12 protein-coding genes are annotated in these 10,842 nt (G+C 55.7%); 8 read left to right on the forward strand and 4 right to left on the reverse strand.

Annotated features, from left to right (window positions below; all coding sequences use genetic code 11):
• Nucleotides 1-211 precede the first annotated feature (211 nt).
• Complete coding sequence (locus tag QN378_RS19260) at nucleotides 212-1,456, forward strand: OprO/OprP family phosphate-selective porin (RefSeq protein ID WP_322206338.1); 1,245 nt, start codon at nucleotides 212-214, stop codon at nucleotides 1,454-1,456.
• A 59-nt stretch (nucleotides 1,457-1,515) separates the two neighbouring features.
• A complete protein-coding gene (locus QN378_RS19265; protein ID WP_323550846.1) occupies nucleotides 1,516-2,451 on the forward strand; it encodes a ParB/Srx family N-terminal domain-containing protein in 936 nt (311 codons plus the stop codon).
• On the opposite strand, the gene QN378_RS19270 is transcribed toward QN378_RS19265, so the two are convergent.
• Nucleotides 2,452-3,030: a DUF6436 domain-containing protein gene (locus QN378_RS19270; RefSeq protein WP_323550850.1), complete on the reverse strand. Its 579-nt coding sequence runs from the start codon at nucleotides 3,028-3,030 to the stop codon at nucleotides 2,452-2,454.
• Between the two features lie 118 nt (nucleotides 3,031-3,148).
• Between QN378_RS19270 and QN378_RS19275 the strand changes: the two genes are divergently transcribed.
• Complete coding sequence (locus QN378_RS19275; protein WP_322206340.1) at nucleotides 3,149-4,099, forward strand: alpha/beta hydrolase; 951 nt, start codon at nucleotides 3,149-3,151, stop codon at nucleotides 4,097-4,099.
• 89 nt (nucleotides 4,100-4,188) lie between these two features.
• Here QN378_RS19275 and QN378_RS19280 read toward each other — a convergent pair whose 3' ends face one another.
• Entirely contained in the window at nucleotides 4,189-4,947 is a 759-nt protein-coding gene (locus QN378_RS19280; RefSeq protein WP_323550847.1) for a hypothetical protein, read from the reverse strand.
• Between the two features lie 119 nt (nucleotides 4,948-5,066).
• Here QN378_RS19280 and QN378_RS19285 point away from each other — a divergent pair, with 119 nt between their 5' ends.
• Both QN378_RS19285 and QN378_RS19290 read left to right on the forward strand, forming a co-directional pair.
• A complete protein-coding gene (locus QN378_RS19285) occupies nucleotides 5,067-5,699 on the forward strand; it encodes a 2OG-Fe(II) oxygenase (RefSeq protein WP_322206342.1) in 633 nt (210 codons plus the stop codon).
• A 64-nt stretch (nucleotides 5,700-5,763) separates the two neighbouring features.
• Nucleotides 5,764-6,201, forward strand: a complete 438-nt coding sequence (locus tag QN378_RS19290; RefSeq protein ID WP_323550848.1) for a DUF4399 domain-containing protein — start codon at nucleotides 5,764-5,766, stop codon at nucleotides 6,199-6,201.
• Nucleotides 6,202-6,285: 84 nt separating this feature from the next.
• Here QN378_RS19290 and serA read toward each other — a convergent pair whose 3' ends face one another.
• Nucleotides 6,286-7,515 carry a phosphoglycerate dehydrogenase gene (gene serA / locus QN378_RS19295; RefSeq protein ID WP_322206344.1) on the reverse strand — a complete coding sequence of 410 codons (1,230 nt, stop codon included), beginning with the start codon at nucleotides 7,513-7,515 and terminating at the stop codon, nucleotides 6,286-6,288.
• A gap of 157 nt (nucleotides 7,516-7,672) precedes the next feature.
• Here serA and QN378_RS19300 point away from each other — a divergent pair, with 157 nt between their 5' ends.
• Together QN378_RS19300 and QN378_RS19305 are read left to right on the forward strand one after the other, a co-directional pair.
• Nucleotides 7,673-9,067, forward strand: a complete 1,395-nt coding sequence (locus QN378_RS19300) for an FAD-binding oxidoreductase (RefSeq protein WP_322206345.1) — start codon at nucleotides 7,673-7,675, stop codon at nucleotides 9,065-9,067.
• Between the two features lie 32 nt (nucleotides 9,068-9,099).
• Entirely contained in the window at nucleotides 9,100-9,765 is a 666-nt protein-coding gene (locus QN378_RS19305; protein WP_323550849.1) for a fumarylacetoacetate hydrolase family protein, read from the forward strand.
• An 88-nt stretch (nucleotides 9,766-9,853) separates the two neighbouring features.
• Here QN378_RS19305 and rpiA read toward each other — a convergent pair whose 3' ends face one another.
• On the reverse strand, nucleotides 9,854-10,525 hold the full coding sequence (gene rpiA / locus QN378_RS19310; RefSeq protein WP_322206347.1) for a ribose-5-phosphate isomerase RpiA: 672 nt from the start codon (nucleotides 10,523-10,525) through the stop codon (nucleotides 9,854-9,856).
• A 228-nt stretch (nucleotides 10,526-10,753) separates the two neighbouring features.
• Between rpiA and QN378_RS19315 the strand changes: the two genes are divergently transcribed.
• Nucleotides 10,754-10,842 (forward strand): hypothetical protein (locus QN378_RS19315; protein ID WP_323550851.1); only part of this gene is annotated, 89 nt, incomplete at its 3' end.

A 10,842-nucleotide genomic window follows, 5' to 3' on the forward strand; every position in this document is an offset into this window, starting at 1 on the left:
GTCGTAAATAGAGGCCATAAATCAGGTAACACTTTGGCTGAGACTTGGCGGCCAGCCGTTGGCATTGGGTTGGGTCTGGTACGTGACGTATTTGGTAGCACAACGGGGTTCGACATAAACGGTACTGACATTTTCGGCAATCAGGATGCGTTTCTTCAATAAAAGGCATTGGGCAATGAAGTCCATACGTCGTATTTAGGGAGATGCTCCGATGATCAGCAAGTACCAAAGTGGTTTGAATTTTTGCGTATTGGCGTTGGCGGTGTCCGCCGATGCATTCGCCGGAAGTGTGACCACCGATGGCGCCGATATCGTCGTGAAAACAAAGGGCGGATTGGAAATCGCTACAGACGATGACCAGTTCAGTTTCCAATTGGGTGGACGGATACAAGCCGACGTCGATCAGTTTGGCGGCACCTACAGCCTAAACGGTAAGACAGCGGACAGTGCCTATTTGCGTCGAGCACGCTTGGACTTATCAGGAAAGGCCTACGGGGTCTGGGGCTATGACTTCGCTGTGGATTTCAGCAACTCCAATACACCGATCAAAGAAGCATTTGTCAGCTATCTCGGCTTCGACCCTGTAACGCTTCAAATAGGCCGATTCGACCCCGATTTTGGTCTGGAGAATGCCATCAGTTCCAAGTGGAACACCGCAATCGAGTCCAGCATGATTTCGGAACTGGCGCCGTGGGCCAGTGATCATGACGAAGGAATGGGCATTCAGGTGCATGGCACGCTGGACAGTTTTTATGGCTCGGCGAGTATCTTGCGGCCGTCGTCGAACGAGAATGAAAATGGCAAAACACAAAATAACTACAACTTGCGTGCGGTATTCGCGCCGTGGTCCAAGCCTGGAAATGTTCTTCACTTTGGTATTAATTACGCCTACAACGACGCCGACGAGTCGGACGGACGTATCCGTACTCGCCTAGGCGTTCGTGGCACCTCAGAAAATGGCAACGGTCACCGACCAGACCTCGCGCCTAAAGTCGCCGGCGCCTATGACGGCGATGCCGCCATGGGGCTTGAGTTTGCCTACGCTGCCGGTCCGTTTTCAGTACAAAGCGAATACGTGCGCAGAACCCTTGAGGCTAAGTCGGAATCGGTGCGGCATGATCGGGATGCGACCGGTTATTACGGCCAGGTCGCCTACACACTGACGGGAGAATCCAGAGGTTACAAACTCGACGGTGCAAGCTTCAGTGGCGTCAAACCAGAGAACGCGCAATGGGGCGCGTGGGAAGTGTTCTACCGGTACGACCATGCCAACGTGGAAGAGAGCGGCTTCCTCGATAGCGGTGCAAAAGTGCAAACAGTAGGCGTCAATTGGTACGCCAATCAGGCGGTGAAAGTCTCGGCCAACTATTTGCGAACCAACACGTCCCATATTTCGAACGAGAACGGCGATAACGACGGCGATGCCCTGAGTTTGCGCTTGCAGTACGTTTTCTAAGGGATGATGGCATCTGATCCCCGCTTTGGCGGGGACTTCTAATCGTAAAGGGGCCCACTGTGCGTAAGAGCTCGTTCCTGCTGACTATGTTCTTGTGTGTATTCACTCTCCACGCGCAAGCGTTTTCCACCCCCACACCGGGGACATTGATTGAAGTTAGTCTCGATCAATTACATCCGACCCAGGCGGTCATCGGCTTTGATCAGATCTATTACAAGCTCGCACGTTTCGCAGATCAGCGCTCAACGTTGTTCGATGAGTACTGCGAGACCAACGGCCAAGGCGAATCCGTTCGAGTGACAAATGCGTCGGACCTGCTAGATCCTGCGACCTTCGACTGCCAAAGCCCGGTCGGGACGCGTTCCAAAGACATGAAAACCGTGGTGATCGGTCCGGGAGGAAAGTTATATCTCACTGATGGACATCACACATTCACGACGCTGTGGGATCAGCCCGGCGCCGGCCCGCATTTGAGGATGTGGGTCAAAGTGACCGATGATTTCAGCGACAGTGCGGACAGTGGCACGTTTTGGGCACGCATGCAGCATGCGCATAAAACATGGTTGAAGGACGGCAGCGGTCAGACAATCAACCCGGCCCAATTGCCTGAGCACCTCGGCTTGAAGAACATGCAGAACGACCTGTTTCGCGGTCTGGTCTATTTCACGCGCGGCGCGGCGTATGGCAAGCCGAGTTTGGCGGACATTGCCCCGGAGTTTCTTGAGTTTTATTGGGGCGACTGGCTGCGAGCTCGGTTGGACATCACGCCGTTTGATTTGGTTGACCGAATTGGTTACCGCAAGGCGTTAGAGGCTGCCAGTGATTTGATGGTGGCATTACCGGCCGCAGCGTTGGTCGGTGACAGCGGGTTCAATGCACGGCAACTGGGTGGCTATTCATCAGTCGATAGCAAAACACTACGCAAGACCGTCCATGACAAGCTGCGTTACGTCTTCGACTACAAGGCCGCCCATCACTTAATAAATAGCCAATAGTCAGGGTGTCGCCAGCCACGGGCAATAACAGCCGACCGCCATGGTGTGCGTGGCGTCGACCGGCCGCCCAGCACTGAGCGCCTTGAGGATGGGCTCGATAAAGCTGTTGCTGGAATTACACGTAGCGCCTTCGCTGTAAGGTCCGAAATACGCCAGCTTGCCTTCACGGTCCCAAATCGCGACGGCGGGGCTGGCGCTGATGCGTTCGGCACCTGGCAGGCTGCGCAGCGGCTTGATCGACTCCAGCGTACTCGGCAGCTGACCGTGAGTACCGGGTTTCTGCACTGAGTAGAAATCAACACCCTGGGCGCCGCCAAACCGTTCTACCAGTTCAGCCAGGTGTTGTTGATTCGCGACGTTGCACGGGCACGCCGGATCCCAAAAATGCACTAGACGAATTCGCCCCGGACCCGCCAATTCAGCGGGCAAACTGAGTCCGTCGCCAGTGAACAGTGCGGTCTGATCGCTGAACGGGCGAATGTAGCGCCCTTGGAACCAGTCGTAAGCCGCCCACAGTCCAATCGCGCAAACAAGCGCAAGCAGACAGGCAAGGACGGTAGGTCGATAACGCGCATTCATACGGGCAGCTTCTGTTTTGAGGCGCATAGCTTGCCATGCTTGGCGAGACAGATGAATATCTGCGCTGTCTGATCGTCTTGCTCGGATGCAAATGACGTCCGTTTTGCCTGGAAGACCCATGCCCGCCACCTTCGACCCTGATACTTTGCGATCCAGCCTCCTGCCTTTGCGCGCAGCACAACCACTGTCCGATGAGGGCCGGGCCTACCAGCACTTCTATGGTTTAGCGACGCGGGAGAGTCAGGCCCCCGTTCGTAGTTGGCTCGGACGCTTCGATGTTGCGGGCTATGAAGTGGTCAGTCAGGTCTGGATTCCCGAGCGGCCGATTGCAACGCTGTTTCTGGTGCATGGTTTTTACGACCATATCGGGCTGTATCGTCACGTTATCGACTGGGCGTTGGGCCGTGGGTTTGCCGTGATCGGCTGCGACCTGCCGGGGCATGGTTTGTCGAGTGGCGTCCGGGCGAGCATTGACGACTTTGATGAATACCAAGTGGTCTTGGACGCCTTGTTCGACGAAGCGTCGAGCCTGCGATTGCCGCAGCCTTGGCATCTGTGCGGGCAAAGCACCGGCGGGGCGATTGTGATCGACCACTTGCTGATCCATGGCACCAACAGCCCGGCACAAGGGCAGAGCATTTTGCTGGCGCCGTTGGTTCGACCGCGCGGCTGGAACCTGTCAAAACTGAGCTACAGCTTGTTTAGCCCGTTCGTCAAAGGCATCGAACGACGTTTTAGCGAAAACACCAATGACCCGGATTTTCTGCCGTTTTTACTGGCTGACCCGCTTCAACCCCGGCGTCTTCCCACAGCATGGGTAGGGGCGTTGGCGAAGTGGATCAAACGCATCGAAGCCGCCCCCCGCAGCCCCCGCAGCCCATTGATTGTCCAGGGCGACGCCGACATGACCGTCGACTGGGTACACAACCTTCAGGTTCTCCACGATAAATTCGCCGACCCAAAAATTTTCATGCTCGGCCAAGCGCGGCATCACTTGGCCAATGAGCTGCCGGTACTGCGAGAAAAATATTTCGCGTTTTTGAACGAGCAATTCGACGCGGATTTGTAGGCGCTCCCGAAGGCCGCGATGCAATTGGCCTGAAGTACCGCACGGCCCACTTCCAGAATTATTCTGGAAGCGGTTTATGCGTTATCAAACTATTTCCCCGGCGCCAAGCTCGATGCGCTTTTCCCAACGGCCAGTCCGGCACGGATCGCTGCCAGGGCGGCCTGATAATAGGCTTTGCCTTCCGGAGATTCGGCGAAGGTGTCGAACTCTTCCAGCTCGGGGTCGGAAAGGTCGCGATAGACATAGAGCAACGTGTTGTTCATGTCATTGCCGATCTGTTGCATCAATCGCTCACGCTGGCCCTCCAGCATGCCTTGCGCCTGACCACCGCCTAACAGGCCGGGAATCATCTGACTGAGGCTGTCGGCGGCGACACCGGCGATGGCGAGGCTGACTTCGGCCCCGGCTTCACGCGCAGGCAGCGCCTGGGCCAAATGCCCAATCAATAACTGACGGGTCGCACCGGCTTCAATGTGCGGCAAGCCCTGAGCGTTTTTTGCCAATTGATCGGGACGAGTCGCTGTCAGCTCGGCGGTGACGATCTTGAGACCCAAAGGTGACTGGAAAAATTGCAGCGCGGGCACCGGGTCTTTCAGCGTTTGCCGTAATTGCTGTTCGGCACGCTGGTCCATGGCCTGCGGCGCAAAGCGTTGATTGCTGTTATTGACCAGTGCTTGATAGACCGCTGGCGGCAGGCTGTTGCGGTAACGCTGCTGGGCGGCGTTGAGGGCCGCGACGAAATGCGCGCGTTGTTCTGGCCAACCGGCGACCTTGTACAGCTGGTCGTGGCCGTCTGCCCAAGAGGGCAATGGGCAGAGCATCAACAACAAAACAAACAAACGGCGCATAGGGACTCCTGTCAGCAGGGCGCTATTCTCAATGCGCTTGCGTGGATTTGTCGAGTTATCACTGTATTCCACACTCGTTCGGTCGCAGGCCCTGTCGGATTTCAAGGCGGATGGATACTATGCCAGCCATGCGAATCCCCCCTGATCACCCGCTGTTGCTACGAATCGTTGATGACTTGGCCGCAAACGGCTGGTCGCAGCAAAACATTTTTTTGCCCGACGCTCTGACCCTGGAGTTGGCCCAAGAGTGTCGCAAGCGTTCGGAAGATGGCCAGCTTGCGCCTGCGGCCGTCGGGCGAGGGGGCACCCAGGAAATTCGGGAAGCTATTCGCGGTGACCATATTCAGTGGCTAGAAGCCGGTGAGACTGAGGCTTGCGACCGTTATCTGGAACTGATGAACAGCCTGCGCCAAGCACTCAATCGAGGGCTTTTTCTTGGGCTGGAGGATTTTGAAAGCCATTTCGCGCTGTACCCGCCAGGGGCGTTTTACCTCAAGCACCTTGACCGTTTTCGCGATGATGATCGGCGCACGGTCTCGGCAGTGCTTTACCTGAACCCATCGTGGTTGCCCGAACATGGCGGTCAATTGCGCATGACCCTCAAGGGCGACACCGAATACGATGTGCAGCCCATCGGCGGCTGTCTGGTGGTATTTCTCTCGGGTGAAATACCCCATGAAGTGCTACCGTCGACCCGAGAGCGGCTTTCCCTGACCGGTTGGTTTCGACGCCGGGGCGATGACCCGTTCTAAGTGTCGAATGAACCGACGTCGTTGTTTAAAGTCCGATATGTGTCGTTAATCTCCCGGAGAAACCATGAAGACCTTATTGTCACGAGTAGCTATTGCGGGTCTGTTGCTGAGCGCTTCTGTGTTGGCGAGCGCAGCTGATGTACCGCGAACCGCTTCGCCCGCAGGTGCCGAGGAATACATTATTTCTCCCAAAGACGGCGCCACCGTGGGTAAGACCTTCAAGGTCCAGTTCGGCCTTAAAGGTATGGGCGTCGCGCCCGCCGGCGTCGATATGCCAGATACCGGCCACCACCATCTGCTGATCGACATGAAAGATAAGTTGCCGCTAGATGCGCCGATCCCGGCGACTGACACCGTCAAGCACTTCGGCAAAGGTCAGACTGAAACTGAACTGACCCTGGCGCCAGGTAAACACACCCTGCAATTGATGATGGGCGACAAAGGACACATCCCGCTGAACCCGTCGGTTGAATCGAAGAAGATCACGATTACGGTTAAGTAATCTCGCCTCACATTGATCTCACCGATATTTGGCATCACAAAAAAAGGAGACCCGAAGGTCTCCTTTTTTATTCCTCGGAGAAACCTAGAACAACACGCGGCTACGAATAGTGCCGTTGATGGTCTGCAGTTTTTCCTGGGCCAGATCGGAGTACTCGGCATCGACGTCGATGACCACGTAGCCAACCTTCTCGTTTGTCTGTAGGAACTGACCGGAGATGTTGATCCCGTTTTCGGCGAAGACCTTGTTGATTTCGCTCATCACACCTGGAATGTTCTGGTGGATGTGCAGCAAACGGTGCTTGCCAGGGTGAGCGGGCAACGCCACTTCCGGGAAGTTGACCGAGGAGACCGACGTACCGTTGTCGCTGTACTTGACCAGCTTTTCCGCCACTTCCAGACCGATGTTAGCCTGTGCTTCGGCAGTCGAACCGCCGATATGCGGGGTCAAAATCACATTGTCCAGACCACGTAGCGGGCTTTCGAATTCTTCGTTGTTCGAGCGAGGCTCGACCGGGAAGACGTCGATGGCGGCGCCGATAAGGTGTTTATCCTTGATCGCGTCAGCCAACGCCTGCAACTCGACCACCGTGCCGCGAGCGGCGTTGATCAGGATGCTGCCCTTCTTCATGGCGCGAATTTCTTTTTCACCGATCATCCACTGGGTTTCAGCGGTCTCAGGGACGTGCAGCGTGACGATGTCAGCCAATCCCAGCAGTTCGGTCAGGCTCGAAACCTGAGATGCATTACCCAGCGGCAGTTTGGTTAGCGTGTCGTAAAAGAACACTTGCATGCCCAGGCCTTCGGCCAGTACGGAAAGTTGGGTGCCGATCGAGCCGTAGCCGACGATACCCAGTTTCTTACCGCGAATCTCGAAGGAGTTGGCTGCGCTTTTTATCCAGCCGCCACGGTGGCAGGAGGCGTTTTTCTCAGGAATGCCGCGCAGTAACAGGATCGCTTCAGCCAGCACCAACTCAGCCACCGACCGGGTGTTTGAGTAGGGGGCGTTGAAGACTGCGATACCGCGTTCGCGTGCAGCGTTGAGATCGACTTGGTTGGTGCCAATGCAGAAGCAGCCGACAGCGACCAGTTTCTTCGCGCAATCGAAGACCTGTTCGGTCAGCTGGGTACGGGAACGAATACCGATGAAATGTGCATCGGCGATCTTTTCCTTCAACTCGGCTTCCGGTAGCGAGCCGGTAAGGTATTCAATGTTCGAATACCCGGCGGACATGAGGACGTCCACAGCTGATTGGTGGACGCCTTCGAGAAGAAGGAACTTGATCTTGCTCTTATCGAGAGAAGTCTTGCTCATCTGCGTAAACCTGTGTCCCGGAGAAAATGGCAGGGGGCGCACATCGGCCGTAGGCACGATTAGCGGGGGGCTATGCTAGCATATGCACCCCGCGAAGCACCCATTCCTGGACGTGAAGCGTTCTCAGGATGACCATGAATTGTTCGAGAGTTCCGTGATGACCAATCCTGCCTTAATAGAAGAGTTAAAGACCCTGGTCGAGCCTGGCAAGGTCTTGACCGACGCCGACTCCCTCAATACTTACGGCAAGGATTGGACCAAACACTTTGCGCCGGCTCCCGTGGCCATCGTGTTCCCGAAGACTACCGAACAGGTGCAAGCCATCGTTCGCTGGGCCAATGAGCACAGGGTGGCGTTGGTGCCGTCGGGCGGCCGAACGGGGCTTTCCGCCGCTGCGGTTGCGGCCAATGGTGAAGTGGTTGTCTCGTTCGATTACATGAATAAGGTGTTGGACATCAACCTGACGGACCGCACCGTGATCTGCCAACCGGGCGTCGTCACCGAACACCTGCAAACCCTCGCTGAGGACAACGGCCTGTATTACCCGGTGGACTTTGCTTCGGCGGGTTCCAGCCAGATAGGTGGCAACATCGGCACCAATGCCGGTGGAATCAAGGTGATTCGCTATGGCATGACCCGTAACTGGGTCGCGGGGATGAAAGTCGTTACCGGTAAGGGTGACCTGCTTGAGCTGAACAAAGACCTGATCAAAAACGCCACCGGTTACGATTTGCGTCAGCTGTTTATCGGTGCTGAGGGCACGCTGGGTTTTGTGGTCGAAGCCACCATGCGTCTGGATCGAGCACCGAAAAACCTCACGGCGATGGTCCTCGGAACTCGCGATTTCGACTCAATCATGCCGGTGCTGCATGCGTTCCATAACAAAATCGACCTGACGGCGTTCGAATTTTTTTCTGATAAAGCGTTGGCGAAGGTGTTGGCGCGCGGCGATGTACCGGCGCCGTTTGAGACCGATTGCCCGTTCTATGCGCTGCTGGAGTTCGAAGCGACGACTGAAGAAGTGTCCAACGAAGCCTTGGCAACCTTCGAGCATTGCGTGGAAGAAGGCTGGGTGCTGGATGGCGTGATGAGCCAAAGCGACCAGCAGTTGCAGAACCTGTGGAAGCTGCGCGAATACATCTCCGAGACCATTTCGCACTGGACGCCGTACAAGAACGACATCTCGGTGACCGTTTCAAAAGTACCGGCGTTCCTGAAGGAAGTGGACGCCATCGTTGGTGAATACTATCCAGACTTCGAAATTGTCTGGTTCGGCCACATCGGCGACGGCAACCTGCACCTGAACATCCTCAAGCCAGACAACCTGAGCAAAGATGATTTTTTTGCCACGTGCGCCACGGTCAATAAGTGGGTGTTCGAGATCGTGCAGAAGTACAACGGCTCGATCTCCGCTGAGCACGGCGTGGGCATGACCAAGCGTGATTACTTGACGTACAGCCGTTCGCCCATCGAAATCGAATACATGAAAGCGGTTAAAGCAGTGTTCGATCCCAACGGGATCATGAACCCAGGCAAGATATTCGCCGTTTAATCCATTTGGCCTACAGACTCAGGAGTCGCCCCATGAGCTATCAGCACCAGTACATCGACGGTACGCGAATCCACTTTCCAGTGGGAAAAGTCGTCTGTATCGGTCGTAACTACGCCGAACATGCAAAAGAATTGAACAACCCGGTGCCGTCCGAACCGCTGCTGTTCATCAAGCCTGGTAGTTGCGTTGTAACGCTGGAAGGTGGCTTTACCATCCCTGTCAATCGCGGATCGGTGCATTACGAAGCTGAAATCGTCGTGTTGATTGGCAAGCCGCTGACTAAAAGTCCTTCGCGAGAAGAGGTGCTGGATGCAATTAGTGGCTTCGCACCCGGCCTCGATCTGACCTTGCGCGATATTCAGACCAGGCTCAAAGAGAAAGGCCTGCCGTGGGAAATCTGCAAATCCTTCGACGGCGCGGCAGTCATCGCCCCGTTTGTGTCGGCTGATGTCTACCCGGACCTGACCGACATTAGCATTCGTCTTTCCATAAACGGCGAAGTGCGTCAGGACGGCAACAGCAGCTCAATGCTCAACCCGATCGTACCGATGATTCAATACATGGCGTCGCAGTTCTCACTGCAAGCCGGCGACATCATCATGACTGGCACCCCCGCAGGCGTCGGTCCGTTCGTTACGGGCGATGAGATTGTGTTGGAATTGACCGGCGTGAGTAAGTTCGAAAGCAGCGTTCGCTGATCAACAGCTTCCCGAATGAATTCTGTCCCACGGTAAAACTGCAATCACTGTGGGAGTGAATTCATTCACGAAGAGGCCCAAATGCGTATTAGCGCTTAAGGGTTTTCACACCTTCCGCCGTACCCAAAAACAGCAAGTCAGCCGGACGCGCCGCGAACAAGCCATTGGTCACAACGCCAACGATGGCGTTGATCTGGGTTTCCAGCGTCACCGGATCGGTGATGTTCATGTTGAACACGTCGAGAATGATATTGCCGTTATCGGTCAGCACGCCTTCGCGGTACACCGGATCGCCGCCCAGCTTCACCAACTGACGGGCTACGTGGCTGCGCGCCATCGGAATTACTTCAACGGGCAGTGGAAACTCGCCCAACACCGACACCAACTTGCTGCCGTCGGCAATGCAAATAAATGTCTGAGCCACGGCTGCGACGATTTTTTCACGGGTCAATGCAGCACCGCCGCCTTTGATCAGGTGCAAGCCTGCGTCGGCTTCATCAGCGCCATCGACATAAAATTCCAGATCGCTGACGGTATTCAATTCGTAGACCGGAATGCCGTGGCCCTTGAGCCGTGCCGCAGTGGCCTCGGAACTGGCGACCGCGCCGTCGAATGCGCCTTTGTGCTTGGCCAACGCATCGATAAAACAATTGGCGGTGGAGCCAGTGCCTACGCCGACGACACTCTTGTCATCGAGTTTCGCAAGGATAAAATCGACGGCAGCTTGGGCCACGGCCTGTTTGAGTTGATCCTGGGTCATGCTGGCTCCTAATAAAAATAGTATCTACAGGAGCCAACTTGTTGGCGAAGCGCCCGTGCGGTGTGTTTGAGACACAGCTTCACCAACGAGTTGGCTCTTATAGGAATGTGTTTGCAGCGAGCAAAGGTATGCAAAAGGGCGCGCATTATAGCGATAACCCGCCTAAAAACCGCGTCATTCTGGGTTAGACTTCGGGCCTTGCCCCTATTTGCCAGCGATACTTTCCCGATGCTTGAACAGTACGTCAAAAAAATCCTCACCTCGCGCGTTTACGACGTAGCCGTTGAAACCCCGTTGCAGGCCGCTCGCCAGCTTTC

The sequence above is a fragment of the Pseudomonas sp. 10S5 genome (assembly GCF_035019745.1).
Classification (GTDB): Bacteria; Pseudomonadota; Gammaproteobacteria; order Pseudomonadales; family Pseudomonadaceae; genus Aquipseudomonas.

Excerpts from the sequence above, each read along its gene's own strand:
- QN378_RS19260 (WP_322206338.1), top strand. The coding sequence starts at position 212 with ATGATCAGCAAGTACCAAAGTGGTTTGAATTTTTGCGTATTGGCGTTG.
- QN378_RS19270 (WP_323550850.1), bottom strand. The coding sequence starts at position 3,030 with ATGAATGCGCGTTATCGACCTACCGTCCTTGCCTGTCTGCTTGCGCTT.
- QN378_RS19275 (WP_322206340.1), top strand. The coding sequence starts at position 3,149 with ATGCCCGCCACCTTCGACCCTGATACTTTGCGATCCAGCCTCCTGCCT.
- QN378_RS19280 (WP_323550847.1), bottom strand. The coding sequence starts at position 4,947 with ATGCGCCGTTTGTTTGTTTTGTTGTTGATGCTCTGCCCATTGCCCTCT.
- QN378_RS19285 (WP_322206342.1), top strand. The coding sequence starts at position 5,067 with ATGCCAGCCATGCGAATCCCCCCTGATCACCCGCTGTTGCTACGAATC.
- QN378_RS19290 (WP_323550848.1), top strand. The coding sequence starts at position 5,764 with ATGAAGACCTTATTGTCACGAGTAGCTATTGCGGGTCTGTTGCTGAGC.
- serA (WP_322206344.1), bottom strand. The coding sequence starts at position 7,515 with ATGAGCAAGACTTCTCTCGATAAGAGCAAGATCAAGTTCCTTCTTCTC.
- QN378_RS19300 (WP_322206345.1), top strand. The coding sequence starts at position 7,673 with ATGACCAATCCTGCCTTAATAGAAGAGTTAAAGACCCTGGTCGAGCCT.
- QN378_RS19305 (WP_323550849.1), top strand. The coding sequence starts at position 9,100 with ATGAGCTATCAGCACCAGTACATCGACGGTACGCGAATCCACTTTCCA.
- rpiA (WP_322206347.1), bottom strand. The coding sequence starts at position 10,525 with ATGACCCAGGATCAACTCAAACAGGCCGTGGCCCAAGCTGCCGTCGAT.